The 26,260-nt window shown below is 60.7% G+C and carries 22 protein-coding genes; 17 read left to right on the top strand and 5 right to left on the bottom strand.

The features are described 5' to 3' along the window. Positions 1-92 precede the first annotated feature (92 nt). From ACZZ0G_RS22940 to ACZZ0G_RS22925, 4 genes are all read right to left on the bottom strand, one after another. Positions 93-1,160 carry a lipocalin-like domain-containing protein gene (locus tag ACZZ0G_RS22940; RefSeq protein WP_463557628.1) on the bottom strand — a complete coding sequence of 356 codons (1,068 nt, stop codon included), beginning with the start codon at positions 1,158-1,160 and terminating at the stop codon, positions 93-95. Beyond that, the gene (locus tag ACZZ0G_RS22935; protein WP_463557627.1) at positions 1,150-3,621 is read right to left on the bottom strand and encodes an FtsX-like permease family protein; all 2,472 of its coding nucleotides are present in this window, start codon (positions 3,619-3,621) and stop codon (positions 1,150-1,152) included. The genes ACZZ0G_RS22940 and ACZZ0G_RS22935 overlap by 11 nt, the downstream gene beginning before the upstream one ends. Beyond that, positions 3,618-4,271: an ABC transporter ATP-binding protein gene (locus tag ACZZ0G_RS22930; protein WP_463557626.1), complete on the bottom strand. Its 654-nt coding sequence runs from the start codon at positions 4,269-4,271 to the stop codon at positions 3,618-3,620. Before ACZZ0G_RS22930 ends, ACZZ0G_RS22935 begins: the two co-directional genes overlap by 4 nt. 174 nt (positions 4,272-4,445) lie before the next feature. Next, positions 4,446-6,143 carry a sulfatase-like hydrolase/transferase gene (locus tag ACZZ0G_RS22925; RefSeq protein WP_463557625.1) on the bottom strand — a complete coding sequence of 566 codons (1,698 nt, stop codon included), beginning with the start codon at positions 6,141-6,143 and terminating at the stop codon, positions 4,446-4,448. 389 nt (positions 6,144-6,532) lie between these two features. Here ACZZ0G_RS22925 and ACZZ0G_RS22920 point away from each other — a divergent pair, with 389 nt between their 5' ends. The 17 genes from ACZZ0G_RS22920 (at position 6,533) to ACZZ0G_RS22840 (ending at position 25,288) form a co-directional block, all read left to right on the top strand. Beyond that, positions 6,533-7,885, top strand: a complete 1,353-nt coding sequence (locus ACZZ0G_RS22920) for a UDP-glucose dehydrogenase family protein (protein WP_463557624.1) — start codon at positions 6,533-6,535, stop codon at positions 7,883-7,885. Continuing rightward, on the top strand, positions 7,882-8,919 hold the full coding sequence (locus ACZZ0G_RS22915; RefSeq protein WP_463557623.1) for an NAD-dependent epimerase: 1,038 nt from the start codon (positions 7,882-7,884) through the stop codon (positions 8,917-8,919). Before ACZZ0G_RS22920 ends, ACZZ0G_RS22915 begins: the two co-directional genes overlap by 4 nt. A gap of 18 nt (positions 8,920-8,937) precedes the next feature. After that, complete coding sequence (locus tag ACZZ0G_RS22910) at positions 8,938-9,684, top strand: sugar transferase (protein WP_322846673.1); 747 nt, start codon at positions 8,938-8,940, stop codon at positions 9,682-9,684. Beyond that, positions 9,684-10,331, top strand: a complete 648-nt coding sequence (locus ACZZ0G_RS22905) for a CpsD/CapB family tyrosine-protein kinase (protein WP_463557622.1) — start codon at positions 9,684-9,686, stop codon at positions 10,329-10,331. The genes ACZZ0G_RS22910 and ACZZ0G_RS22905 overlap by 1 nt, the downstream gene beginning before the upstream one ends. A gap of 21 nt (positions 10,332-10,352) precedes the next feature. Then, a complete protein-coding gene (locus ACZZ0G_RS22900; RefSeq protein WP_463396848.1) occupies positions 10,353-11,375 on the top strand; it encodes a polysaccharide biosynthesis/export family protein in 1,023 nt (340 codons plus the stop codon). A gap of 16 nt (positions 11,376-11,391) precedes the next feature. Continuing rightward, entirely contained in the window at positions 11,392-12,984 is a 1,593-nt protein-coding gene (locus tag ACZZ0G_RS22895) for a GumC family protein (protein WP_463396849.1), read from the top strand. After that, the gene (locus tag ACZZ0G_RS22890) at positions 12,981-14,072 is read left to right on the top strand and encodes a glycosyltransferase family 4 protein (RefSeq protein ID WP_463396850.1); all 1,092 of its coding nucleotides are present in this window, start codon (positions 12,981-12,983) and stop codon (positions 14,070-14,072) included. The genes ACZZ0G_RS22895 and ACZZ0G_RS22890 overlap by 4 nt, the downstream gene beginning before the upstream one ends. Further along, positions 14,069-15,439, top strand: a complete 1,371-nt coding sequence (locus ACZZ0G_RS22885; protein ID WP_463557621.1) for an O-antigen ligase family protein — start codon at positions 14,069-14,071, stop codon at positions 15,437-15,439. The genes ACZZ0G_RS22890 and ACZZ0G_RS22885 overlap by 4 nt, the downstream gene beginning before the upstream one ends. Next, complete coding sequence (locus tag ACZZ0G_RS22880) at positions 15,436-16,404, top strand: glycosyltransferase (protein ID WP_463557620.1); 969 nt, start codon at positions 15,436-15,438, stop codon at positions 16,402-16,404. The genes ACZZ0G_RS22885 and ACZZ0G_RS22880 overlap by 4 nt, the downstream gene beginning before the upstream one ends. Further along, positions 16,397-17,533: a glycosyltransferase gene (locus ACZZ0G_RS22875; RefSeq protein ID WP_463557619.1), complete on the top strand. Its 1,137-nt coding sequence runs from the start codon at positions 16,397-16,399 to the stop codon at positions 17,531-17,533. Before ACZZ0G_RS22880 ends, ACZZ0G_RS22875 begins: the two co-directional genes overlap by 8 nt. Positions 17,534-17,546: 13 nt before the next feature. Next, positions 17,547-18,548 (top strand): polysaccharide deacetylase family protein, encoded by a 1,002-nt coding sequence (locus ACZZ0G_RS22870; protein WP_463557618.1) that lies wholly within the window; start codon positions 17,547-17,549, stop codon positions 18,546-18,548. Beyond that, positions 18,545-19,852: a lipopolysaccharide biosynthesis protein gene (locus tag ACZZ0G_RS22865; RefSeq protein WP_463557617.1), complete on the top strand. Its 1,308-nt coding sequence runs from the start codon at positions 18,545-18,547 to the stop codon at positions 19,850-19,852. Before ACZZ0G_RS22870 ends, ACZZ0G_RS22865 begins: the two co-directional genes overlap by 4 nt. After that, the gene (locus tag ACZZ0G_RS22860; RefSeq protein WP_463557616.1) at positions 19,849-21,771 is read left to right on the top strand and encodes a hypothetical protein; all 1,923 of its coding nucleotides are present in this window, start codon (positions 19,849-19,851) and stop codon (positions 21,769-21,771) included. Before ACZZ0G_RS22865 ends, ACZZ0G_RS22860 begins: the two co-directional genes overlap by 4 nt. A gap of 68 nt (positions 21,772-21,839) precedes the next feature. Further along, positions 21,840-22,529, top strand: a complete 690-nt coding sequence (locus tag ACZZ0G_RS22855; protein ID WP_463558877.1) for an N-acetyltransferase — start codon at positions 21,840-21,842, stop codon at positions 22,527-22,529. Between the two features lie 4 nt (positions 22,530-22,533). Then, positions 22,534-23,718, top strand: coding sequence for a GNAT family N-acetyltransferase (locus ACZZ0G_RS22850; protein WP_463557615.1), 1,185 nt, complete (start codon positions 22,534-22,536; stop codon positions 23,716-23,718). Then, the gene (locus tag ACZZ0G_RS22845) at positions 23,690-24,481 is read left to right on the top strand and encodes a ChbG/HpnK family deacetylase (RefSeq protein ID WP_463396858.1); all 792 of its coding nucleotides are present in this window, start codon (positions 23,690-23,692) and stop codon (positions 24,479-24,481) included. Before ACZZ0G_RS22850 ends, ACZZ0G_RS22845 begins: the two co-directional genes overlap by 29 nt. 114 nt (positions 24,482-24,595) lie before the next feature. Beyond that, the gene (locus tag ACZZ0G_RS22840; RefSeq protein WP_463396859.1) at positions 24,596-25,288 is read left to right on the top strand and encodes an N-acetyltransferase; all 693 of its coding nucleotides are present in this window, start codon (positions 24,596-24,598) and stop codon (positions 25,286-25,288) included. Positions 25,289-25,424: 136 nt separating this feature from the next. Here ACZZ0G_RS22840 and ACZZ0G_RS22835 read toward each other — a convergent pair whose 3' ends face one another. After that, on the bottom strand, positions 25,425-26,222 hold the full coding sequence (locus tag ACZZ0G_RS22835; RefSeq protein ID WP_463557614.1) for a class I SAM-dependent methyltransferase: 798 nt from the start codon (positions 26,220-26,222) through the stop codon (positions 25,425-25,427). Between the last annotated feature and the right edge of the window lie 38 nt (positions 26,223-26,260).

Below are 26,260 nucleotides of genomic sequence, written 5' to 3'. Positions count from 1 at the left end.
GCGCTTTCGCGAGCAGGCTCGCTCCCACATTTTGATCTCGGTCAGATCCGGATTCTGCGCCCGTTACAACTCGCAGTTTTTACGAGGCGCTGTCAGTACCCGGTCATTTCCAGATAGCCCTGGCCAGGATGGCTGCCGCTGATGTGCACCGGGCCTTCCCAGTACGGGATGCGCAGGTTCATCCACGCATTGGCGTTGAGCGCATCGAGGGTAATGTCGAGATGTTTTTCAGGAATGCTGATCGACCATTTCACCGGCATCTCGCGGCCTGCGACGTTGGCAGTGTCTTGTGGGGTCAGCTGGATCTGCGAACTGCGCAGTGTTTGCGTCTGGCCATCGGCAGCAATCCACGTGCCGGTGAGGTAAGGCGCGCCCTCTCTCTGGCGCATGCGGTAAAGCATCACGTGTTCGCCGCTGTCCAGATGCAGGGAAAACCAGTCCCAACCGGTTTGATTGGCGGTCAGCGGCTGGCTGCTCCATTCGCGATCAAGCCATGCCGGGCCACTGACGGTGTAGGTCTGGCCGTCAATCTGCAACGTACCTCTGGCCTGAAAAAACGGCTGACTGTAGTAATACGACGCCTGACCTTCTTCGGATTTCTGACTGAAGCCCTTGTCGCCCTGCAACACCAACGGACGACTGGAAGTGAGGTGCAGTTGATAGGCGAAAGCCGTGTCGCGAGCGCTGAGTTGTAAATCACTCAAAGGATCCTGCGCCTGACTGGCGAACCGCCAATCGTCGATCCATGCCTCGAACGGTGCCAGTTGCACACCCGCCTGCCCTACCCCGCCTCGCGCATAACGTTCGGCAGCGTGATGCACCGTGCTGGAAGTAACCGCAGCGTGCCCCAGCCAGATCGTCTGGTTGCCCCACCCCGCCTGCTCCGCCACGGGTTTCAATGCGCTGCGAAACAAGGTCCATTGCACGCCGAACTCATTGCCCTGCTGATCCTTGAGATTGGCGGTGACGTACCACCACTCGATACGAAAACCCTCGTGTGCAGCGTGATCCGCCGGAAAACTGAACACCCGGCCCGGCACTACCGGCGTAAACGCCAACGCCTGATCGCCCATCCCGGCAAAGCCTTTCTGCTCCGGCGCCGATTGATCGCAACCACCGAGCAGCAACAAAACCATGAGCACAGCGAAGTTAATCCTCATGGGCAAAAGTCCTCAGCAGATCCGCCGGTTGCGTGCGGTACAGCGAGTACAGCGGCCATGCCGAAGCCAGCAACGTCGCCAACAACGCCAACCCCATCAACTGCAGCAATTGCCACGGAAACACCCGCAACGGCAGCCGCCAGCCAAACGCCTGCACATTGATCACCGCGTCCAGGCACCACGCCAGCGCGATCCCCAGCGGCAACGCCAACACCAATGTCAGCACCGCCAGCAGCCAGGTCTGACCGAGATTGAGCAGCATCAACTGCCGTCGCGTTACGCCCAGCGCCCACAGCGGTGCGAGTTGGCCGAGGCGGCTTTGACTCTGGGTCAGCAGACTGATGAACAGCGCCACACCCGCCACCGCCAGGGTCAAACTGTTCAACGCCGCCGTCGCCGCAAAGGTGCGTTCGAAGACTTGCACCGACCAGCCCTTGAGCCGCGCCTGATCGACGATGCGGCTGTCATCGAGTTGAAAACGCGTCTGCAATGCAGCTAAAAATCCCGGGATGTTCTGCGGTTCGATGCGCAGATTGAAACGGTTCGGCGTCAGTTGCGGCCAGCCGCGCAGCAGGTGGTTGATGTTGACCAGCAAGTGCCCTTTGGGATTACCGTAATCGGCGTAAATGCCGACGATGCGCGGCGACCACGCACCATTCGGCGCTGGAATCGTCAGGCGATCGCCCGCCCGCACCTGCAGCCGACGCGCCAGTTGTTCGCTGAGCATCACCGCATCGTCGGTGGCCAGATGCGCCCACGGGTCGCTACCACTGACATCGAGCAACGGCCAATGCTGGCGATAATGCGCGTGGTCGATGATGCCGAACACCTCCGCCGGCCAGCCCTGCAATGTCACCGCGACCTGCCAGTTGGGCAGAATCGCCGCGATATTCGGCTGCTGCTTGAGCCAGCTGTACATTTCCCGCGACTGCGCCGGATTGCTCGGGTTGATATACAGCTCGGCGCTCAGACGTTGTTCGAGCCAATCATCGAACGTCTGGCGAAAACCGGCGGTCATGCTGCCGGCGCCGATGTTGGCGGCAAGCGCCAGAAGCAACGCCATCAGCGCCAGACTCAGTGCCGGCAATTGCTGACGGCAGTCGGCGAGAAACCACTGGCCGAGCACCGAGCGACTGCGCCCGAGCAGCTGATTGAGTATCGCGCTGAGCAACACCGGCAACGCCAGTGCGGCACCGAGCAGCAGGCCTGCCATCAGGACAAAACCGCTGGCCAGACTGTCGCCCCAGATCAACGCCGCCAACGCAATCGATCCCAACATCGCCGCCAGCCAACCTTGTCGACGTAGCCAACGCGCATATTGCTGGTGCCAGGCTTGCGGATCGGCCACCGCCAACAGCGGCAAACGGGCGGCGCGCAACAGACTATTGGCTCCGGCCAGCAAAGCGCCGAGCAGGCTCAAACCGATACCGCTGAACCACCACCAGGGACTGAGGCGCAACTGCCCCGCCACTTCCGCGCCGTACAATCCGCGCAGGCTGGCGGCGACATCCGGCAGCAAGACACTCGCCAGCCAATAACCGCTGATTACGCCGAACAATCCGCCGATCAGCGCCAGCACACCCAGCTCAACGATCAAGCAGAAAATCAGCATTCGCGCGCTGACCCCGCACGCGCGCAGCGTGCGCAACAAGCCGCGCCGTTGTTCGAGAGCAAGGCCGATTGCGGCGTGGACGATGAACAATCCGACCAGAAAGGAAAGAAATCCCAAGGCATCGAGATTGAGGTGAAAACTCTCGGTCAGACGTGCCAGGTTGTTTTCCTCACCGCTGCTTTTGAGCTGCAACTGGCCTTTGAATGAGGCTGGCAATTCACCGTGAAAATCCTTCGGCAGCAACAGACGCGAGAGTTGGCCTGGCTGCTCGAGCAGGGTTTGCGCGACGCCGATATCCACCAGCAACACACCCGGCGCCATGTCCTTTTGCGCCAGCAGCGGCGGCAAGTTCAGCCCATTGGTCGTCTGCGGCGTTGCACCCTCCCGCAGCTCCAACGCCTGCAAGGTTTCCGGGGAAATCCACGTGCTGCCCGGTGGCGTGAAAAACTCGACAACCCGTTCGATCGGCAGCGCCTGCCCGGCCACCGCCGAATCGGGCGGCAGCGACACCGGTTCGATACCCATCAGTTGCAGCCGCTGATTTTCCTGGCCCTTGAGCGTCAAGCGGCCCTGCAACAGCGGCGACACCGGCCAGCCCTGTCGGCGCAGATCAACGAACCATTGCTGCGGGAAAGTCGCCCCGTTCGGCGTACTGAGACTGGCCTGCGGTTCGCCGCCGATCAACTGACTGGCCCGCGCGTAGCTGTCGTGCGCCTGACTGTTCAGCGCTTCGACACCGGTGAGCAGACTGGTCGCCAGCCACAACCCGGTCAGCACACTGAAAAATTGCACCGGATGGCGCCGCCAATGGCTGAGCAGCGCGCGCAGGGTCTGATGGAAAACAATCACGTCAAGCGTCCGTTGGACAACACCACGCGCTGGGCCAAGCGCGCCGCGACTCGTTGGCTGTGGGTGACCATCAACAACGTGGTCGGTGTGTCGTCGAGCAATTCCAGCAACAAGCGCAGTACTTCGTCACTGGTCGCTTCATCGAGGCTGCCGGTGGGTTCATCGGCCAGCAGCAATTTCGGCTGCGACGCCAATGCCCGGCCCAACGCGACCCGCTGTTGCTGACCACCGGAAAGTTGCTCGGGATAACGCTTGAGCAAATCGCCCAGGCCCAGACGCTGCACCAGATGCGCCTGCCAACGCGGCTCATGACGCCCGGCCAGACGCGCCTGAAACGCTAGGTTGTCTTCGACGCGCAAACTGCCGATCAGGTTGAACTGCTGGAACACCAGACCGATTTCCGTCCGCCGCCAGTTCGCCAGTTGCGCCTCGTTCATGGTTTCCAGCCGATGCTCGCCGCTGCGAATGCTGCCGCTGTCGACTTTGTCGAGACCGGCGACCAGGTGCAGCAAGGTGCTTTTGCCGCTGCCGGACTCGCCCATCAGCGCCAGGCTGCTGCCGGGCGCCAGCGTCAGGTCGACGCCTTGCAGCACCGGCAATGGGCCTTGCGGGGTGAGATAACTTTTGAAGACGTTTTCAACACGAAGCATGCCGCCACCTGATCGGTCAGTGTGGGGCAAGGATAGCGGATGCCGGTGACAGACCTGAATCTTGCGTTGAAGCAAATGGCCCCTTCGCGAGCAAGCTCGCTCCCACAGGTAGATCGCGTTCCAAATGTGGGAGCGAGCCTGCTCGCGAAAGCGTCAGCCCAGCCAACTCAAAATCTACTGTCCCGCCGCCACACTGGTGGGCGCCTGCGCAGGCGTGACAATGCTGCCCAGATCAATGTGCTTCCACTCAGGCTTGGCCCCCAGTCGCGCGTTAAAGCGATAGTTGAACGTGAATTCATCCGCCGTCGGCACCGTCAGCGGTTTGCCATACAGCGCCTCGATCCCCGCCAGGTCATAGCCCATCAACTGCAGCAGCGTCGGGAAGATGTTGTAGTGGCTGGAGCGATCCTTGTTGGTCGCCAGTTGCGCCGACCAGTCAACGGTCTTCAACGCGCTGCCCTGAATCACCACCAGCGGCACCAGCCCTTCTTCCTCTACCGGATCGCCACCGCAATGAGTGTTCAATCCCGGGTTACCGCGTTCATGCAAATCCTGGCCATGATCAGACGTATAGATCAGCAGCGCATTGTTCAGATTGCCTTGGGCGAACACCCGCGCAAAGAACTCACCGACATTCCATAACAGCGTGTTCTTGTAGGCGTTGCGATACAGCACCCAGTCATCCGGCTGACCATTGAAACCGTTGCGCTCGCCGGTGTCGGCCACCTCGGTGAATTGCCCGCGCGGCAAGGTCGGCCGGTAGGCCATGAACGCATCGGGATATTTGTCATGCACCGGGAAGTGCGCGCCGACCTTGTTGATCACCACCAGCTCCGGCTGGTCATCGTTGAGCAATTCGATGAGCTTCGCGGCCGCCGCCATGTCGCGATCGCGCACGCTGGTCTGGTCGAATTGCACGAACTGGTCGATGTCCTTCTTCTCGGTGTCGGTCATCAGATTCTGCAGGTTGCCGGCGGTGCGCTGGGCGTCGATGTAAACGGTGCGCAGCCCGGCCTTTTTCGCGTACTGCCAGATCGACGGCAACGTGCTGTTGATGCGCATGTAATCGGCGCGGGTGCCACCGTAGCGCAGGGTCACGTTGGTGTCGGCGCTGCAATTGGCGATGGACGCGGCGTATCCGTAATTGAAGATATCGACGCCGGGACGCGCCTGTTTGAGGTTGCTGTGCACGCCGAATGGCGCGTTGATGTCCAGATAATTGCCGGAGATGCTTTCGTCGATGATCAGCACGATGTCGTGGCCGACCGCTGGCGAGGTGCGCGCCAGTGTCACCGGCTCGCGTGGGCCGACGGTGTTGTGCAATGCCTCATAGGCAAACAGGTTCAGGTACGCCAGCGGCGTGTACATGATCGGCAAGCCCCGCGCGCCCTCACCCGCACGCAAGAACAGCACGGCACTGAGCAGCAAGACACCACACAACGGCGCCGCCACACGCAACGCGTTCGGAATCACCAGCCCATGACGTGGTTTCAGACCAATGCCGAACAGCAACAGCAAACCGCTGAGGGCGCCGTGCAGGATCGCGTCTCGGTACTGGTACGCCGCTTCCTGGATGAAGCCGCCGGAATACACCAGCGAGACAAAGCTGCTGTAGCTCAGATAATCCGCTGTGACACGGGTGTAGACATCAAAAAACACCGCCGAGGCGAACATCGCCAATGCGAATGCATGGCGGATGAGAGCCTGCCGTATATACGCCGTTAGATATAACGCAAAAGTAAGCGCCAAAAACATCGCGCCAAAAAGAAGTACAGCAAAACCCAGGCCGATAGCATTTAACCGCTCTATGTAATATTCGGCATAAAGCAGTAAATAACTAATTAAAAGCAATTCTTTGGCATATCTGAACATGGCGATACCGGTCTTTCAAAACGCTAGGGAGTCAAAGGTTTGGCAATCAGAACCTGACACTAGCACCCGGCCATCAAAGCGCAAGAATTGACTGTTTTTTGTGGAAAGCGTCAAAAAACCGGTGACTCAAATCTGACACACATAAGGCGCTACAAGCCTCTAAATTAAAGGCTTGCGACCGTTTATCGCTTATTTTGAATCTGAACAAATCTGCAAAAAAGCAACAAATCCAATCGCAGCAATGACTTGATGGCCAATCGCCAAAAAATGCTCAAGTGTTATACAGATGCAACATGTCATTTTGCTGACACGCTTTTCAAACGCTGCGCTATACCCCTTTTACAGTCTTCTTCCGAACTTCTTCTTTTCGCTTTATCGAGGGTGCGCAGATGGACGTGAGCGTATTTGGCACGGGCTATGTTGGATTAATACAAGCCGCCGCACTTGCAGATGTCGGTCATCGCGTTTTATGCGTTGATATTGACCCAAACAAGATTAAACAACTGCAACAAGCGGTGCCGCCAATCAGTGAGCCCGGTTTATCCAGCACGCTCGAAGAAAACATCAAGGCTGGCCGTCTGCTGTTCAGTACCCAGGCCAGCGACGCCGTCGAGCATGCCGAGCTGATCTTCATCGCCGTCGGCACGCCGGCCGATGAGGATGGTTCTGCCGATCTCAGCCACGTGCTCAACGTCGCCCGACAAATCGCCTCATACATGGAAGCCGATCGCACCCTGATCATCAAATCCACGGTGCCGGTGGGCACAGCCGATCAGGTGCTGGCCACCGCCAACAGCGAACTGCTGCGCCGCGGCAAGGCTGATCTGGCCGTGCGCGTGGTGTCCAACCCGGAATTTCTCAAGGAAGGCAGCGCCCTCGTCGACTGCATGCGCCCCGACCGGATCATCGTCGGCACCCGCGACGACGCAGCCCGCGAGCAGATGAGCGAGCTGTACGCGCCGTTCTGTCGCAACCACGAAAAACTGATGTTCATGGACAACCGCAGCGCCGAGCTGACCAAGTACGCCGCCAACGCGATGCTCGCTACGCGTATCAGTTTCATGAACGAACTGGCCAATCTCACCGAGCTGCTTGGCGCCGACATCGAAGCGGTGCGCAAAGGCATCGGTTCTGATCCGCGCATCGGTTACCACTTCATCTATCCGGGCTGCGGCTTCGGTGGCTCGTGCTTTCCCAAAGACCTGCGCGCCCTGCTGCACACCGCCGAACACAACGGCATGCCGCTGAAACTGTTGCGCAGCGTCACCGACGTCAATGACCTGCAAAGGCACATCCTGTTCAGCAAACTCAAAGCACAGTTCCCGCAAGGCCTGGCCGGTAAGTCCATCGCGATCTGGGGCCTGGCCTTCAAGCCCAATACCGACGACATGCGTGAAGCACCGAGTCGCTATCTGATGGATGCACTGTGGGCCGAAGGCGCCAGCGTGCAGGCCTACGACCCGGAAGCCATGTCCGAATGCCGGCGCCTTTACGGTTACCGCAATGACCTGCACCTCTGTGCCACCCGTGACGACACGCTGGAAGACGCCGACGCACTGGTGATCTGCACCGAGTGGAAAAACTTCCGCGTGGTCGATTTCGAACTGCTCGCCGACAAGCTGCGTTCGAAGGTGATCATCGACGGCCGCAATCTCTACAACCCGGAACAAGTGGCGGCCGCCGGCCTGCATTACAGCGGTATCGGCCTGCGCCACATTGCGCCTGAAGGCGTGCGGCCATGAAGATCCTGGTCACCGGTGCGGCCGGTTTCATTGGTGCCCATTGCGTGTTGCGGCTGATGCGCGACGGGCACTCGGTAGTCGGTCTGGACAACTTCAACGCCTACTACAACCCGCAACTCAAGCACGACCGCGTGCAGTGGGTACGCGAGCAGGTCGGCGATTTCCAGCTCGCCACGGTTGACCTGGCCGATGCCTCGGCCATCGAAGCGCTGTTTGTCCGCGAACGCCCACAAGCGGTGATTCACCTCGCCGCGCAAGCCGGGGTGCGTTACTCACTGGACAATCCACGGGCGTATCTGGACAGCAACCTCAACGGTTTCCTCAACATTCTGGAAAGCTGCCGGCATCACCCGGTCGAGCACCTGATCTACGCCTCGTCGAGTTCAGTGTACGGCGCCAACCAGCACACGCCGTACTCGGTGAAGGACGGCGTCAATCATCCGCTGTCGCTGTACGCCGCCACTAAAAAAGCCAATGAACTGATGGCGCACAGCTACAGCCATCTGTTCGGTATTCCCTGCACCGGCCTGCGTTTCTTCACTGTGTACGGGCCATGGGGCCGGCCAGACATGTCGCCGATCCAGTTCGCCCGGGCGATCAGCGAAGGCACGCCGCTGAAGCTGTTCAACTATGGCGAGCACCAGCGCGACTTCACCTATATCGACGACATCATTGAGAGCATCGCCCGCCTCATCGAGCAGCCACCGCAGGTCAATCCGCAGTGGGATCGCGAGCAACCCGACCCGGCCAGCAGCATGGCGCCGTGGCGGTTGTTCAACATCGGCGGGCAGCACCCGGTGGAACTGAAAACCTATCTGGCCCTGATGGAAAAACATCTTGGCCAGAAAGCCATGGTCGAGCTGCTGCCGCTACAACCCGGCGACGTGCTCAACACCTGCGCCGAGGCCAGCGATCTGGCCCAGGCCACCGGATTTCAGCCCCGGATCGAGCTGGATGAGGGACTTGGGCGCTTTATCGCCTGGTTTCGCGACTACTACCCCACTGCCTATCGCCCAAGCGCCGTACGCGCCTGAATTAATGCGGAGGATTTTATGACTGGACATGAGAAAGGTGTGCCGATCCAACAAATGCGCCGCGACAAGCGCGTGGATCCCGAGCACCGAATGCGTCTCGACGCGGCGATTCATCGCCAGGGCCGCGGCTGGTTTACCGGCCGCGACGGCGGTCGTCCATGGCAACTGTCGCGCACCAATCGCGTGGTCGCCTGCCTCGGAGCGCTGATGATTCTGCTGCTGATTTCGCCGCTGTTGCTCGGTCTGGCACTGATCATCAAGTTCACCAGCGAAGGCCCGGTGATGTTCGTGCAAAAACGCACCGGTTATCGCGGGCGCAAATTCGGCATGTACAAATTCCGCACCATGGTGGCCAACGCCGAAGAACTGAAAGAGTCACTACGCCACCTGAACAAGCATGGTGCCGACGCGATCGATTTCAAGATCGACCACGACCCGCGCATCACCCGCATCGGCGGTTTCCTGCGGCGCACCAGCCTCGATGAATTGCCCAACCTGATCAATGTAGTGACCGGCGACATGCGCCTGGTCGGCCCGCGTCCGACCTCGTTCAACGCCTATCGCTACAAGGACAACCATCTCGCGCGTCTGGCGATCTACCCCGGCATGACCGGCCTGTGGCAGATCTCCGGACGCAGCAATATCGACTTCGACCAGCGCGTTGAGTTGGACCTCAGCTATATCGCCGAGCAGAGCCTTTTGCTTGATCTGAAGATTCTGTTGAAAACCCCCTTCAAAGTATTCAGCGGCCACGGAGCAAGCTAATGGACGGTTCAACCAACAAAAGCCTGAGCATCGCCAACCCCAGCGAATCGAACCTGACCTCGACCGTGCTGGATCTCGATCTGCGGATCCTGCTCCTGACCGCCGCCAACCCTGGCGCGGGGACCACCACCAGTGCGCTGGCGCTGGCCAGCCAACTGGCGCAAATGAGCAGCGGCCAGGTGCTGCTGGTCGACGCCAGTCAGTCGGCGAGCAACCTCACGCAGCAGTTGAACCTGAACAAGGAGCGCGGCCTGCGCGACTTGTTGTTCAACCCGGACAACCCGCCGCTGTTGCAGGACTGCGTGGTGCAGGTCTCGAGCCTGCCCTTCCACGTGCTGCCCAACGGCCGGCCGATCCGCACCATGGAACACCTGACCGCCGAGCGCCTGAGCCCGTTGCTCGATCAATTGGGCAGTCAGTACCGCTTCGTGGTGATCGACGGCGACGCGGTGTATTCCGCCGCCGACACGCTGGTCATCAGTACCCAAGTCGATGGCGTGGTGTTTGTCGTCCGCGCCGAGGACACCCGCTGGGAAGTCGCCCAGGCCGCCGTGCAACGCCTGACGCAGGCCGGGGCAAAAGTGGTTGGCAGCGTGTTCAACCGGCGCAAGTACTACATGCCCAAATGGCTTTACAAAAACCTCTAAGCGAACGCGAAGGATGACGCCATGAACGCCAAGATTCTTGTGCTGCTGATGCTGCCGCTTGCAGGCTGCTCGAGCACCTCCGATACCCAGAACATGCCGGTGAACATTCTCACCGCCAGCCCGGCCAACGCTCAGGCCACGGATATGCCGAAGATCGAGCAGACCCTGCGTCCGCAGGATGTGCTCGATGTGATCTTCCATATCAGCACCAGCGGCTCGGACGCCTACCGCGTGCAGTCGGGTGACCAGATCGGTCTGAACTTCACCGCTGCCAGTCAGCTCAACGGCAATCAACTGGTGCTGCCCGATGGCACCATCGAACTGCCGGGCGCCAACACCTCGGTGAAAATCGCCGGGCTGACCAGTGATCAGGCCCGCGAAGAAATCCAGCGTGCCTATCAGCGCAAGCAACTGTTCCAGCCCAACCGCAATCAGTTGACCGTGCAGATCATCAGCCCGCTGACCAATGAGCAGAACCTGAAAAGCGCGCTGAACCACCCGGCCACCGGCATGAGCCGCGAGATCACCGTCGGCACTGACGGCTACGCGAGTTTCCCGGAAATCGGCGCCGTGCCGCTGCAAGGCATGACCGTCAATCAACTGGAAACCTTCCTCAACAAGAAGTACGCGCAACTGCCGGGCCGCATGACCGTGGACGTGCTGTTGAAGTCCACCGCCGGCAACGAAATCTATGTGCTTGGCGAGGTCGGACAACCAGGTTCCTACCCGATCCGCCGCCCGGTGTCGGTGCTTGAAGCGCTGACCCTGGCCCGTGGCACCAACGTCAAGGCGCGCCTGGATTCGGTGGTGATCATGCGCCGCAACGGCAATCAGGTGAAGGCCGTGCGTTACGACGTCGAGAAGGCCCTGTCGGGTGAGGCGCCACAAATCGCCTACCTGCAACCGGACGACATGCTTTACGTACCGAAAACCAAATTGGCCAGCGCCGGCGAACTCGCCCGCCAACTGGCCGACGTGGTGTTGTTCCAGGGCGTCGGGTTCAGCTTCGGCTACCGCGTCGACAACAAAGACAGTGACAACTAACTCTCAGGTGACCGACATGAACCCAAAGGAAAACTACCTGCACGAGTTCTTCAGGATCTTCTTCGCCAACAAGCAACTGGTGAAACGGGTCTTCCTGATCTTTGCAGTGATCGCCCTGCTCCTGCCGCTGCTGCTCAAACAGAGCTTCGATATCACCGCGCAGGTGATCGTGCAGTCGAAAAAACTCTCCCAGGGTGACGCCACCACGTCGCTCACGGTGGACAACGCCACCTTCATTCCGCCATCGCTGGCGGACATGGAAACCGAGAGCAATATTCTCCGTTCGCCGGCATTGATCCGGCAGACCATCAGCGAACTGCGCGACAAGGGTGAATACACGCCTTCGCCGGGCATCTTCAGCAAACTGGTGGCCGAGCCGTTCAAGCGCTACGTCAGTTCGCCGCTGCGCCAGTACGTGATCAATCCGGTGCGCAACGTGCTCGGGCTGGAGACTGATCCGGTGCGTGACACAGCGCTCGACGCCTTCACCCAGCAAGCCATCGATAGCCTGAAAATCGAGACCCTGCCCGGTTCCAACGTGATCTCGATCGTCTACAGCTTCCCCGATCCGCATCAGGGCACGACGTTTGTTTCAGCCTTGCTGCAAAACTATCTGGTCAGCCGTCAGGCCTTGCAATCGATCGACTTGCCGCAGTCCTTCTACGAGTCGAAGAAGCATCTTTATCAGGTGCGCCTCGATGGTCTGGAAGGTAATCGTCAGGCCCTGCTGGAAAGCGTCGGCTCGTCGGATCCGAAGGAAGAGATCACCTTCCGCCTCAACGCGATCAACACCGAAGAACAAGCGCTGAACCTGTATCAGGATCGCCTGTTGCAGAGCCAGCGCTGGCTCGAATACCTGAAAACCGCGATGGCTGCGGCCACCAACAGCAAGCTCAACGACTACACCTTCCCCTTCACCTTCACCACCACCGTTGACAACGTGGCGTTCGAGGATCGGGAAATCAAACAGATGGGCGAGCAACTGACCACCCAGGTCAGCCGTTACATGAATGACCTGGCGGTGTTCCAGCCCGGCAGCGAACCGATGCTGCTGACCCGCGAGCAGATTGCCCGCACTCGCCAGCAATTCCTCAAAGTGGTGAGCAACCGCATTCAGGAACGCACCGCCGATCTGGCCGTGGTCAAGCAAGTGATCGAGCAGAAAACTGCGCGCATCGCCGATTTCAAAAACCGCATCCACGAGTTGCAGCAGACCCAAAGCAAGCTGCGCCAGATGGACACCGAAATCGATGCGCTGCATGCGGCATTCTCGACTTACGCCCAGCGGTTTGCCGAAAGCAGCACCACCGGCGCGCTCAACGACGATCTGTCCAACGCCCGGGTGCTCAGCCCGCCGTTCGAACCGACCGAAGCAGCGTTCCCGAAACCGGGCCTGATCATTCCGTTCGGTTTGTTCACCGGTTTGTTGTTGGCGATTGCGCTGGTCTACGTGCGTGAGTTCTTCGATCACCGCTTCAAACATCCGGCGCAAATCAGCCACGAGCTGGGCCTGCCGGTGCTGTTGGTGATCAACGACCAGAACGCGCTGCCGAGCAATCCGCACAAGAGCTGGACAGTGCCAAGCTTCCTCCACTGGGTGCGCAATTGAACACCGCACCCTCCCCGACTGCCGCGCTGCCGATCATTCATTTGCTCAGCAGCGGCGGCTTCTATGGGGCCGAGCGCATGTTGCTGGATCATTGTCTGGCGACGCCGGGGCAGCATCAGGTGCTGTTTCTCGACGCGCCGCCAGAACTGATCGCGCGCTTTCGCGAGGCTGGGGTGGACTGTCGCGGCTGTGCCGGGCTAGGGGAGTTGCTGCGGCACTTGCGTCAGCGGCGCGGCGAAAAGCCGCTGATCAATACGCACAATTTCAAAGGGCTGTTGTTCGGTTGGGTCGGCGCGACGCTGTTGCGCCTGCCGCTGGTGATTACCCAGCACGGCTTCACGCCGCGCAGTCGCAAGCAGAAGTTCTACACCTGGCTGAGCCTGCAACTGTGCCGCACGGCGTCAGTGGATCGGGTGGTCTGCGTGGCGGAAAGTATCGCCGCGCTGCACCGTCAGGCCAGCGTCCGCGCGGAAAAATTGCAGGTGATCCCTAATGGTTTGCCGGCCGCTGCGGCCATGGTGCCGGACGCCGGTCGGCAACGCTGGCTGGCCGGTTACGTCGGCCGTTTGAGCAGCGAGAAAGGCCCGGATCTGTTTCTCGATGCCTTGATCCCGCTGTGTCATCAGCATCCGCAACTGGATGCGGTGATGCTCGGTGATGGCCCGGAGCGCGAGGCGTTGCAGGCGCGGATCGACCACGCCGGTTTGCAGCAACGCATTCATTTGCCTGGTTATCAGGTCGCCATGCAACCGTGGTGGCAGCAACTCGATGCGCTGGTGATCAGCTCGCGCACCGAAGGTACACCGATGATTTTGCTCGAAGCCATGCAGGCCGGGGTGCCGGTGGTGGCGTTCGGTGTCGGCGGGATTCCCGATGTGCTGGAACACCGGCACAACGGTTTACTCGCCACACCGGTCGATTGCACTGACCTCGCCCGCCAGCTCGACACCTTGTTGAGCGAGCCGAAACTGGCCCGGCAACTGCGCGACAACGCAAAACGCACGCAACAGGATCGCTACGACCTCAAGGCTCTGGCCGAACGCTGGTCGCAGCTGTACATCCGCACGGCACGGGAGGCACGCGCATGATTTTCCCGCTCTCGATCGTAAGTCTGCTCAGTCTGGTCTGCATCGCTTTGCTGGCCAGCCCTTATCCGTATCTGGCGCCGGGGGCGGTGCTTGGCCTGGTGGGCTTTGCGGTGTTATACCGCAAGCCGACCTGGGGTCTGCTCGGCATTGTCGCACTGGTGCCGTTCGAAGGTTTTTTCAAAGACAGTCCATTGTCCGGCAGCAAGCTGCTCGGTGCCGCACTGGCGGTAATCCTCATGCTGCAACTGGCGCTGCACCAGATTCCGTCCGAGCGCCTGCGCAGCAATATCTGGCGCTTTCTGATCTGGTTCATGGTTCTGTACTTTCTGAGCCTGCTCAACACCGATGATCTGGGCATGTCACTCGGGCATCTGCGTGAACTCAGCGTCGGGCTGATCCTGTTTGTCATCACCCTGCTGATCGGCCGCGAGCTCAACCTTGATTTGTTTGCCCGCCTGGTGACCCTCGCGGTCAGCACCACCTGTGCGATGGCGATGTTCTCAGCCAAATTCCAGGATCAGGGCCGCGCCGCTGGCCTGCTCGAAGACCCCAACGCTTTCGCCCTGCTGATCGCGTTTGCCATACCGATGGGGTTGTTTCTGGTGATCCGCAGCCCGAATACCCTGCACCGGTTGTTCTGGGGCGGTTGCTGCCTGCTATTGCTGGGCGGCATGACCAAAACCGAATCGCGCTCCGGGCTGGTGGTATTGGCCTTGAGTCTGTTGATCGGTTGCTGGCACTACCGCGCGCAACTGACCCGCATTCGCCCTCGGCACCTCGGTTTTGCCATGCTCGGCGCGGCCATTGTGATTCCGCTGGCGATCTACGCAATGCCGGCCGGTTACATGGCGCGCATCCAGTCCCTGAGTATTCTCAGCGCCGGCTCCAAGGCTCAGGACGAATCCCTCGGTCGCCGCGCCTCGTACATCGTCGTCGGCAGCCAGATGATCCGCGAGGACCCGCTGCTTGGGTCCGGCCCCGGCACCTTCCCGCTGCATTACGCGACCACCGGTTACGCCAAGGCGTTTTCGGCCAACCGCAAAATTGGCGACCTCTATCGCCGCGCACACAACACGTATCTGGAAATCTTCAGTGAACTCGGCGTGCCTGCCGGGCTGTTGTTCGTCGGCATGCTCGGCCTCGGTCTGTACAACCTGATTCGCGCGCGGGCGGCGTGGATGCTGCGCCGCGATGCGTATCAGGCGGATCTGATGACCCACCTTGGCGTGAGCTTTCTGTCGCTGACGCTGTTCCTGATGTTTCTCAGCGCGCCGAACCAGAAATACGTGTGGATCATGCTCGCCATGACCAGCGTCCTGCGCCTGAAAGCCGAGCAAGCACCCCTGACCAAGGAGGCCAGCGCATGAGCCGTATCAGCATCGTCATCCCGATGTTCAACGAGGCCCGGCACATTGGCCGCACCTTGCTCGCCGCGCAGAAAGCCGCGTACGCCGCCAATGTCGAGTGCGAGCTGATCGTGGTCGATAACGGCTCGACCGATCAGGGACCGCACATCGCTCGGCAATTTGGCGCGCAGGTGCTGGTGCAGCCGGGACTGTTGATCGGGGCGTTGCGCAATCGCGGCACCAGTATCGCCAGCGGCGAGTGGCTGGCGTTCATCGACGCCGACATTGAAATGCCAGAGAGTTGGATTACCCGCTTGCTCGACATTGAAGCCAGCGGTCAGGCGGATGTGTTCGGCCTCGACCTGGACACCCCCGCCGAAGCGCCGTGGTACGCCACCGCATGGCAACGCCGCACCACGCGGGTGTCTTCGCAGCCGTCGCATTCTGTCGACTGGTTGCCCAGTTCAAACCTGCTGATGCGCCGTCGCTGGTTTGACAAGGTCGGCGGCTTCAATGAAAGCCTGCGCACCGGCGAAGACAAGGAGTTCACCCTGCGCCTGCATGAACAAGGGGCGCGGCTGCTGTCGATCAACGACAACGTCGCCCTGCACTGGGGTTACGAAATGAACTGGCGCGAGTGGATGGGCAAGGAAATGTGGCGTCAGGGCAGTCATCTGCAATTGCTCCGCACCCACGGTTTCAGCCTGCGCCTGCTGCGTTTTCCGATGCTGTCACTGTTGGTGTGGTTGCTGGATTTTCTGGCGATTTCAGCGCTGCTCGACGGCTTTCCGCATCATGCGGCCGTCATGGTCATACTGACACTGATACCGGGACTGGTCCTCAGCCTGCGCCAAAGTGCCAAACACCGGGACATCAGCTTGACCCTGCAACTGTGGGGGCTGCACTGGGTGCGTCTGCACCTGGCCGGCGCTGCCTTCATCTTGAGTCTGTGTCATTGGAACGCCAGGAGGCCTGCCCGTGGCTGAGTTCATTTTCTGGATGTGCCTGTTGCTGCCGGTCTACGCCTATGTGGGCTACCCGCTGCTGCTGACGATTCTGGCGCCGCTGTTCCCGGCCTGGCGTCACACACCGGCACCGCCATTGAACGTCAGCATCGTGATTGCTGCGCACAACGAAGCACGGCACATCGAGCACAAGTTGCGCACGCTGCTGGCGCAGGATTATCAGCCAGCGAACCTGCAGATTATTCTGGCCAGCGACGGCTCGACCGATGACACGGTGGCCTGCGCGCGCAAAATCGTCGACCCGCGTATCACCATTCTCGACCTGCCGCGCCAGGGCAAAGCCGCGACGCTGAATGCCGGCGTGGCCCTGAGCAGCGGCGACATTCTGGTATTCACCGACGCCGACAACCAATGGTCACGCGAAACCCTCGGCTACCTGCTCGCACCGCTGAATGATCCGAATGTCGGCGGTTGCGCCGGGCACATGGTGATTCCGGTCACCGGCGGCGGCTTGAGCGTCGGCGACAGCCTCTATCGGCATTACGAAGGCTGGCTGCGCCGGGTCGAGAATCGCACCGGTTGCATGGTCTCCGCCGACGGCGCCCTGCTCGCCCTGCGCCGCGAGTTGTTCCAGAACGTGCCGGCCGAGGTCAACGACGACTTCTTTATCAGCACCTGCGCGCCGGTCGCGCACAAACGCATCGTCTACGTGCCTGAAGCGCAAGTGATCGACCACGGCGTCGATGAGGCGGACAAGCAATTCCGCCGCCGCCAACGCGTCACCGTCGGTGGTCTGCAAAGCCTCGCCCAGCGCCGCGAGCTGCTCAATCCGCTGAAATATGGCCTGTATTCGATTGCGCTGATCAGCCACAAACTGATCCGCCGTCTCGCGCCAATCCTGTTGCTGCCGTTGCTGTTGAGCAACTTCTGGCTGTGGGAAGACCACGGCTTCTATCGCCTGGCCCTGATCGCGCAATTGTTCGGCTACGCCATCGCGATTGCCGGGCTGCTGGATTCGCAACACCGCTTGCCCAAGCCCTTCCGCCTCGCCGCGTTTCTGCTGGTCACCCTCGCCGGGATGAGTCTCGGCCTGTGGCAGTTCCTGCGCGGTCAGCGGTATGCCCAGTGGAATCCGGAACAGAACCGTTAAGAGGACCGAAGCCATGGCGATCAAACAACTGCTCAAACGCACCAGTGGCTGGCTCTATCTCAACTCGTCCATGGGCCGTAACCAACTGCACGGCGCCGGGGTGATTCTGATGTTGCACCGGGTGCTGTCGAACGACCGCGCCGCCGATCTGCCGCACCGCAATGAACTGTGCGTGGGGCCGAAAGCCTTCGAGCATCTGCTGGTGTGGCTGCGCAAACATTTCGATTGCGTGCCGTTGATGGAAATCCTCCAGCCCAACTCGCTGCGCACCGAACGCCCACGGGTGGCGCTGACCTTCGATGACGGCTGGCGCGACAACGCGGTCAACGCCTTTCCGCTGCTGCAAAAACATCAGGTGCCGGCGAGCATTTTCCTCTCCACCGATTTCATCGGCAGCCGTCAGCGCTTCTGGTGGGAAAGCCTCGGCGAAACCCTGTGGGGCAGCCACGGCGACAAGGCGCGGATGCATTTGATCGAATGCCTGCATGCCATGCATCACCCGTTGCCGGTGCTGGTCGATGACATCGACGTTGACCGCCGCAGCCTGGCACTGCTGCATTATCTGCACGGCCTGAAGTCGCTTGACCCGAAGGAGCTGGAACAGCTTACCGATGAATGCCCGGCGGAATCACAACCGCAAGCACTGGACTGGCATCAGGTGCGCGCGCTGGAAGCTTCCGGGCTGGTGCGTTTCGGCCCCCACGGCGCCAGTCACGCGATCCTCACTGGCCTGGACGATGTGCGCCTGAACGAAGAAATCAGCCGCAGTCGCGATGCCCTGCACAACGGCTGCAACCGACCGCTGCCGGTGTATTGCTACCCCAATGGCGACAACGATGAGCGCGTGCGCGAACAGATTGCCAATCACGATTACCCTTTCGCCCTCGGCACCGGCACCGGCATCTATCGCGGTGAAGGCGATCCGCTGAATCTGCCGCGTTTCGGCGTCAGTCAGCGCACCGCCCGTAATCCGCAACTGTTGTCGTGGCGGATTTTTCGTGGGGCGCGGCCATGAGCCGAGGCAACTACCTCAAGCATTTGGCGCTGAGCATGGGCACCAAACTGGCGATGATCGCCCTGCGCTTGCTGCGCAACGTGCTGCTGGCGCGGATTCTCGGGCCGAGTGAGCGCGGGTTGTTTGCGCTGCTCAGCACGTTGCCGGACTTGATCAGCGCCGCCACCAGCGGCGGCTTGAATTCAGCGGTGGGTTATCAGGCCGCCAAGCAGCGGCCGATGGGTTTGTTGCTCAGTCAGGTGTTGGTGTTCGGCTGTTTGCTGGCGGGGTTGCTGACCTTGTTGGTGGTGGCGCTGGTGCGTGAATTTGGCAGTGAGCTGGATGTGACGATGCAGCTTGGCTTGCTCGCCTGGCTGTTGCTGCTGGCAGTGCCGCTGACCGTATTGAAAAGTGGTTTGCTGACGCTGCACAACGCCTCCGGTGGCGTGGTCGCGTTCAATGCCTTGCGCCTCGTGGAGTCGCTGGCGCCGCTGTTGCTGTTCCTCGCCCTGTTCTGGATGTGGCAAAGCGCTGCCCTCGAAGCCGCGTTGATCAGTTGGCTGGCCGGCATCAGTCTGGTGGTGCTGGTCGGCTGGGTCTGGCTCAAACGCGCACAACCGTTGCAGTTGCAATGGGACCGCGCCAGCCAGAAAGAACTGCTGCGCTACAGCGCGCGCAGTCATCCGGATCTGCTGTTCCAGCAAGTGATTCTGCGTTCGGATTATCTGTTTATCGGCGCCCTGCTCGGCAGCACCGCCCTCGGTCATTACGCGATGGCCAGCGCTGCCGCCGAACTGCTGCTGATCGTCCCGGAAGCGGTGACCACACCGTTGATGAAACGCCTGCTGCAACAGGACGAAGGCATGGACAAGGTCACGCCACTGGCGCTGCGTCTGACCGCCACGGTGATGCTTGGCGCCTGCCTGACCATGGCGGTGATTGGCGAATGGCTGATCGTCACCTTGTTCGGCGCGGTTTACCAACCGGCGTATCCGGCGCTTCTGGCCCTGCTACCAGGGTTGTTGGGCCTGTGCTACGCAAGCATTCTGCGGTTGGACTTGCTCGGCAAAAATCGCCCCGGCACGGTGTCGTTGCTGATGGGGCTGGGGGCGCTGCTGAACCTGGCGCTGAATCTGGTGTTGATTCCGGCTTACGGGATTGTCGGTGCAGCGGCGGCTTCATCGATTGCCTATCTGGCGGTGACCGTGGCGATGCTGGTGCTTTACTGCCGCTTGAGCGGCGTGCCGTTCTGGCAAGTCCTGATCATTCTGCCCCGCGACCTCACGCCAATGTGGCTGATGCTGCAACGGCGGAAAACCGCATGAAAGGCCTGGCCCTGCTGCTCGGTCTCGGCCTGTCGCTGGACGCCTTTGCCGCGTCGATGCGTTGGGGCGAGATCCGCGACGGCAGTCTGTATCTGCAAGCCGATCGCCCGGATACGGTGACTGTGCGCTGGACGCCGGCGTGGCAGGCCGATGCCAACGAAGAACATCTGTACCTGCTCGACGGTCAAGGCAAACTGGCGGCCGATCGGTTCATAAAGGCCAGCGAAATTCGCGGCAGTCAGAGCTGGCCATTGCTGCCCGGCGCGAGCAGTTATCGGCTGGAAATTCCCGGCTACAGCTTTCGCAATTATCGAATTGAACATGACCAGCGCACGGTCGCGTTGTTCGCGCCCGCTAAAGTGCATTTCAGTGCCGACACGCACAACGGCGATGAGCTGTATTTCAGAGTCGCGCCGGGTGAACACGCGGTGCTGGCCGGCAAGTTTCACGGCGGTGTCAGCGGCTTGCAGGCGCAGCGGGTTGGCGACGATCAGCCACTGACATTGGCGCTGAAACCCTATCGCGCTTATTGGCAGTTTGATCAAGTCGCCCTGCCCGTCAGCGAGCGCGAGCAGATCTGGCGCCTGCGTTTGCAAGGCAGTGGCAAAGCGGCATTCTGGCTCGACGGTACGGCCAACCTGTTTGCGCAGACGCCGCAACAACTCAAGCCACTGCGCGAAGACGCTGGCCAGACGCGTCTGGTGTTGCACGACAAAATCCTCGGACGCACGCCGGATCTGGGCATCGCCCTGCCCTACGTGATGCCGCCGCAAGCCAGTCATGCCGCACTCGATGCACTGAAACCGACGGCAGCGAGCTACTACAGTTTTGTCGATGTGACGGCGAAGAATCCACAGTTCGAAGATGCGTTCCGTCAGCTGTATCAGGAGCGCTTCGGCATCAGGCAGGACATCACCCTGCTGGCCGGCAGTCAGCGTCAGGCGGATTTGCGCGCCGATGTGCAAAGCAACAGCGGCCTCGATGCGTGGCTGGCCAGCACCCGCAAGCTGGGTGGCAAAGGCACGCACTACATCGGTTTTGCTGATGAGCCGAACCTCAACTATTCCAGCTACGCACAATATCAGGCGATTTTAGCCAGCATGGCCCGCCAGGTGCGCAGCGATCCGGCCAACGCCAAGGCTGGCGTGCGCATTGCCATGCCGGCCAGTTCGCGGCTGGTCAACGGACCGTTCGCCAACAACGCGGCGGACAAACGCGGCATCGATTGGGCGCGGCGCTTGCTCAGCGAATCCGGCGATCAGGTCGACGCGCTGGCGTGGCACGAATGGATGATCCGCGACCTGCTCGCCACTCGTGTGTATCGCGACAGCGTGCGCCGCGCCGCCGATCTGGTCGGCCTCGACGCCAAGGGTCAGCCGCGCAAAGCCTTGCTGCTCGACCAGACCAACCTGTCCAGCGGCTCCAGCCTCAGCCCCTACGATCAGGAAACCCACTACGCTTCGCTGTGGTGGGCGTCGGTGGTGATCAACGCTTCGCAAGACGGCTTGCTGAGCATGCTCAACTGGTTTCAGGCCGCCGATGAGCCGCAGTATCCCAAGGGGATGTTGCGGGTTTCGCAGGATGAACAACGTTTCGAGCTGAAACCCGTGGGCCTGGCTCAGCAATTCATCGCCCAGCATTGGCTGCATCAAGTGCTGTGGCTGGAGAACGATGCGTTCGAAGTCGATGTGCTGGCGATGGCCGGTGACGATCAACGTGGCTTGCTGGGGGTGAACAAAGGCACGCGCTTGCAACGTGTCGACTTGAGCGGCGCCAAGTGCCCGCTGAGCAACGGCGCCCTGCGTTATTTCGGCGCTGACAATCGCAGTCGCGATGCGCCATTTACCTGCCAGGACGGCCGTGTGCGTTTCGAGCTGCCGGGGCAAACCCTGTTCGCTCTCAGCTGGAGCGCCTCATGAACCGTCCGTTGATGTTCAGCCGCGCCGGCTTCTGGCCGCGCGATGCCTCATCATCAGGAGTGCACACCATGAACATGCTCAACAAACTGACTCAACACCTGCGGCAGAAAGGACTCACTGCCACCGTTAAGAAGGCATGGAAGCACTGCATCTTTTCCCATCAGGAACTGCTGTGGATGGAGCGCGATCTGGTCAGCCCGGTGCCACCGCACAGCCTCAAACCCTACCCGCCGCTGCGGGTGGTGAAGATCACGGCGGACAACGCCAGCGCCTTCGCCCGTTACTTCGGCGACCGCGTCGGCACCATGGCCGAACTGGCCAACGAGGGTCACACCGGGCACATGCACCTGGACGATCAGGGCGATGCCGTGGCGTTTATCTGGGGCAGCTCGCGGGACTACTTCGACCGGCACTACTACGGCTGTCTGTTCCCGGTGAAACCCGGTGAATTCTTCGAATTCGGCGGTGAACTGACCCGCGCCTATTGGGGCACCGAGTTGTCGGTGGATCTGCAACTGGAGCTGTGGAAAGCCATGGCCGCGCAGGGTTGCGACAAGGTGGTCGACGTCTGCGAGTTCCACAACATCCCGGCGCTCAAACTGCACTTGCGCATGGGCTACACCGAGCAAAACCGCATCATGAATGTGTACACCCTGTTCGGTCGCTGGCGCTTCTACCGCGAAAGCCGCTATAGCGGTTCGCGTCTGGAGACGCTGCGCAAACCTTCCCGTCCACCCGTAACAGCCACGGCAGCCTGAGCTTATGGTGACGCGATTTGAATGGCGCACTTCCCTGTGCGCCGCCGATTTCCCCGAAGCAGCATATGAAGCGCTGCGCCTGCGGGTGACGGATCACACGCCGTTCAACAACCTTGGTTGGTTGTGTGCGGCCGAGCAGGCCCTCGGCGAGGATGAGCGTCTGCACATTCTGCTGGGCTGGGAGGCGGAGGAATTGCGTCTGTGTCTGCCGTTGGTGGCGAGTCGCGAGCGCTTTGCCGGTGTGCCGTTTCGGGTGCTGCATCACTTGGGTTATCCGCTGGCGGATCGCTTGGCACTGTTGTCGTCGCTCGGCAGTGAGGACATGCGTCAGGCCTTGAACATGATCCGCCAACGCGTGCCCCACGCACTGCTGCAACTGAATGAACTGTCCGAACCCGTCGGTGAAGAAAGTGCGCTGACCGAATGGATGGCGCACAGCTCCACCGGCGAGCGGCGCTTGAGTTGTCGGACGCCGGTGCATCTGATCAGCGAGGCCGATCATCAGGAAGTCTCCGGCGACCCGCGCTACAAGTTGCGCCGGGCACGCAAGCGCATCGCCGCGTGCGGTGCCGAAGTACGCCGGATCACTCCCGATGCGCTGAGCATGGGGCCGCTGTTGCAGACCATCAGCGAAGTCGAAGCGGTGAGCTGGAAAGGTGACGAAGGGGTGGGAATTTTCGCCAGCGAACGCAGCCGCCAGTTGATCGAACGCGCCTTCATCGCCCTCGCCGGCCAAGGCCTGGTGCGCGTGGTCACGCTGGAACTGAACGGCCGTTGCATCAGCTATCGCCTTGGCCTGTTGGAGCAGGGTCGACTCTACGATTACAACCTCGCGTTCCTGCCGCAATACGCCGATCTTGGCAGCGGCCGGGTGCTGCTGGAGGAATGGATTCGCTGGGGCCTGGACGACAACTGGCGCTGGATCGATGCCTCGCGGGTCAGCCTGGAAAACTCCAGCCATCAACTGCACGAACGCATGACCGGGCAACTGGAGCACTGGCGCTGGAGTTTTTATTCCTGGCGCCCGAGCGGCCTGATCCTCGGTCTCGGCTTGCGCCTGTGGTATCGACTCAAACCCCATGTCCAAGCCTGGCGGGCACGCCGTGCCGAACAAGCGAAACCCACACTGAAACCTGTCGCGGTCACCACGGAGGGCGAACATGCCTCGCCAAGTCATAGTCAACGCTGACGATTTCGGCCTCAGCCCGAACGAAAATGCGGTGATCTTCGGAGCGTTTCAGGCCGGGGTCATCAGTTCTGCCACGGCGATGGCCAACATGCCGGCGTTTGAAGCAGCGTGTGCCATGGCGCGGCATCCGACCTTGCAAGGCCGGGTCGGTCTGCACTTCAACCTGACTTACGGACGACCACTGAGCCAGGCGATTCTGACTCGACGAACGTTTTGCGATGACTTCGGTGTGTTCGACCTCAGCCTGCCCCGCCACAGTTTTTCGCTGGCGCGCGAGGATCGTGAAGCGGTGCGCGAAGAGTTGCAGGCGCAGTGGCAGCGCTGCGTCGATCACGGCATGCGCCCCAGCCACATCGATTCCCATCAGCACGTGCACAACATCTGGCCGATTGGCGAGATCGTCGCGCGGTTTGCCGCGCAGCAAGGTGTGCCGATTCGTCTGGCGCGAAATCTGGGGCAGAACCTCAATCTGCCCAAACGCGTGTTCAAGGGTTTGCTCAATTGGCGCTTGCAGAGTCTGGCGGGGGTTACCGCTGACTATGTGTGCACACCGATCGACCTGCGCAACGACAGCGCGCCGACCGACGGCGTGCTGGAAATCGTCGCGCATCCAACGCAACTCGGCGCCGATTTTGGTGATGCCTATCTGAACCCAGATGAGTCGCTGATCCGCGTGCTAGAGCAGCGGCTGACGGGTGTTCCACGCGTTTCCTATAGCGATCTGAACAAGGAATTCATACGCGGCGCCACGGCCATCGATTGAGCTACACAAGTTGAAATACTTTCCAAAGTGGCACTTTGAAATTAGTTGACCAGCGTGATCTATACCCACAAAAGCACCATCCACCACACCCGGGCTTCGGCCACGGAGGGCAGCATGAGCATCATCGAAAAACTACAAGAACGCATCCGGCAAAAAGGCCTCGGCCGCACTTTCAGCACGTTGTGGAAACGCTACGTGTTCTTCCATTGGGAACTGCTGTGGATGGAGCGCGACCTGGTCAGCCCGGTACCGCCACACAAGCTGCGTCCTTATGACGGCCTGCGCAAAGTCGACATTACGCCGGAGAATGCCATCGCGTTTTCCAAGCATTTCGGTGACCGCGTGGCGACCATGGCCGAGCTGGCTGCCGAGGGTCACACCGGGCACATGTACCTCGATGCCGACGGGCACGCGGTGGGATTCATCTGGGGCAGTATTCGCGACTATCACGACCGTCACTATTACGGCTGCACCTTCCCGGTGAAGCCGGGTGAATTCTTTGAGTTCGGGGGTGAGATGATCCGTGCGTACTTCGGCAGCAGCCTGTCGGTGGACGTGCAGGTGGCGCTGTGGGAAGCGATGGCGGCGCAGGGTTGCAACAAAGTGGTGGATGTTTGTGAGACGCACAATATTCCGGCGCTGAAGCTGCATATCCGCATGGGTTATCACGAGCAGGGGCGTGTGATGCACGTGTATTGCCTGTTTGGCCGCTGGAAGTTTTTCCGCGAAACGCGCTATGAGGGTTCGCGACTGGAACCGCTGCGCAAGCCGGGACGGCCGGTGGTGAGTGCGGCGGCGCAGGCTTGAGTCAGTTCTAAATATTGTGGCGGTCATGAGGCCGCCTTCGCGAGCAGGCTCGCTCCCACATTGGATCTGCGTCATGCACGCATTCAATGTGGGAGCGAGCCTGCTCGCGAAGGGGCCGGTCTGTGCAATGAAGATGTCAGGACTTGGTGGCAACCAACGTAAAGCACATCGGCATCTGCGCCTCTTGATTCAGATACTGGTCATACACCTCTTCCCGATTCGAATGCGCATACTCCTTGAAATGCGCAATATTCAGCCCCGCCGCAATGGCAGCGCTGAAGATGGCACCAAGGTTATGCACAAACCAATACGACTTCGCCGCCTGCTGTTCAACCTTGCCGACGTAGACAATCGGCTCTTCCTGCACAAACGGCTCGGCTCGGAAGTACGAACTGGCGAGGCGGTAAGGATCCTCAGCGTCGGGATCGACCATCTCCAGGAACGGATGGGTTTCGTAGATCACCAGTTTGCCACCCGGTTTAAGGGTCGAAGCGACATGGCGGAAGAACTCGCCGATGTCCGGCATCCAGTTCAAAACACCAATGGTGATCAGCGCCACATCAAAGCGGTTCTGCAACGATGCCGGCAGATGATGGACATCGCTTTCGATGAATTCGGCGTTGTGCGGTGAACGCTTGTTCAGCTCGCGGGCCTGTTCGAGAAACGCTGCCGATTGATCGACACCGACCACGCTTTTGGCGCCGAGGGCAAACAGCGACAGACTTTCGCGACCATTGTTGCAGCCCAGTTGAATCACATCTTTGCCGTCGACCTCCAGCAACCCGTTCAATGTCTCATCAAGGCAAGAGAAATCCGTCTGCGCGACCTCGCCGAGCAAGGCCTGCCAGTCAGGCGAATCCTCGTGATGGCGGGCAGAATCGTTCCACGCCTGTCGATTGCTCTCGACGGCGATTTTATTATCGGGCACTTCCATGGCGCACTCCGGACGATACTCGTGATTGAGCGAAACCG

The organism is Pseudomonas sp. AC169 (assembly GCF_979258515.1).
The sequence above is the reverse complement of the archived record's forward strand: the minus strand, read 5'-3'. Positions and strand labels throughout refer to the sequence as shown.

What these genes read in the sequence shown, in the direction of transcription:
- ACZZ0G_RS22940 (WP_463557628.1), bottom strand. Translation starts at nt 1,160, where the DNA reads ATGAGGATTAACTTCGCTGTGCTCATGGTTTTGTTGCTGCTCGGTGGT.
- ACZZ0G_RS22930 (WP_463557626.1), bottom strand. Translation starts at nt 4,271, where the DNA reads ATGCTTCGTGTTGAAAACGTCTTCAAAAGTTATCTCACCCCGCAAGGC.
- ACZZ0G_RS22925 (WP_463557625.1), bottom strand. Translation starts at nt 6,143, where the DNA reads ATGTTCAGATATGCCAAAGAATTGCTTTTAATTAGTTATTTACTGCTT.
- ACZZ0G_RS22920 (WP_463557624.1), top strand. Translation starts at nt 6,533, where the DNA reads ATGGACGTGAGCGTATTTGGCACGGGCTATGTTGGATTAATACAAGCC.
- ACZZ0G_RS22915 (WP_463557623.1), top strand. Translation starts at nt 7,882, where the DNA reads ATGAAGATCCTGGTCACCGGTGCGGCCGGTTTCATTGGTGCCCATTGC.
- ACZZ0G_RS22910 (WP_322846673.1), top strand. Translation starts at nt 8,938, where the DNA reads ATGACTGGACATGAGAAAGGTGTGCCGATCCAACAAATGCGCCGCGAC.
- ACZZ0G_RS22905 (WP_463557622.1), top strand. Translation starts at nt 9,684, where the DNA reads ATGGACGGTTCAACCAACAAAAGCCTGAGCATCGCCAACCCCAGCGAA.
- ACZZ0G_RS22900 (WP_463396848.1), top strand. Translation starts at nt 10,353, where the DNA reads ATGAACGCCAAGATTCTTGTGCTGCTGATGCTGCCGCTTGCAGGCTGC.
- ACZZ0G_RS22895 (WP_463396849.1), top strand. Translation starts at nt 11,392, where the DNA reads ATGAACCCAAAGGAAAACTACCTGCACGAGTTCTTCAGGATCTTCTTC.
- ACZZ0G_RS22885 (WP_463557621.1), top strand. Translation starts at nt 14,069, where the DNA reads ATGATTTTCCCGCTCTCGATCGTAAGTCTGCTCAGTCTGGTCTGCATC.
- ACZZ0G_RS22880 (WP_463557620.1), top strand. Translation starts at nt 15,436, where the DNA reads ATGAGCCGTATCAGCATCGTCATCCCGATGTTCAACGAGGCCCGGCAC.
- ACZZ0G_RS22870 (WP_463557618.1), top strand. Translation starts at nt 17,547, where the DNA reads ATGGCGATCAAACAACTGCTCAAACGCACCAGTGGCTGGCTCTATCTC.
- ACZZ0G_RS22865 (WP_463557617.1), top strand. Translation starts at nt 18,545, where the DNA reads ATGAGCCGAGGCAACTACCTCAAGCATTTGGCGCTGAGCATGGGCACC.
- ACZZ0G_RS22860 (WP_463557616.1), top strand. Translation starts at nt 19,849, where the DNA reads ATGAAAGGCCTGGCCCTGCTGCTCGGTCTCGGCCTGTCGCTGGACGCC.
- ACZZ0G_RS22855 (WP_463558877.1), top strand. Translation starts at nt 21,840, where the DNA reads ATGAACATGCTCAACAAACTGACTCAACACCTGCGGCAGAAAGGACTC.
- ACZZ0G_RS22850 (WP_463557615.1), top strand. Translation starts at nt 22,534, where the DNA reads ATGGTGACGCGATTTGAATGGCGCACTTCCCTGTGCGCCGCCGATTTC.
- ACZZ0G_RS22845 (WP_463396858.1), top strand. Translation starts at nt 23,690, where the DNA reads ATGCCTCGCCAAGTCATAGTCAACGCTGACGATTTCGGCCTCAGCCCG.
- ACZZ0G_RS22840 (WP_463396859.1), top strand. Translation starts at nt 24,596, where the DNA reads ATGAGCATCATCGAAAAACTACAAGAACGCATCCGGCAAAAAGGCCTC.
- ACZZ0G_RS22835 (WP_463557614.1), bottom strand. Translation starts at nt 26,222, where the DNA reads ATGGAAGTGCCCGATAATAAAATCGCCGTCGAGAGCAATCGACAGGCG.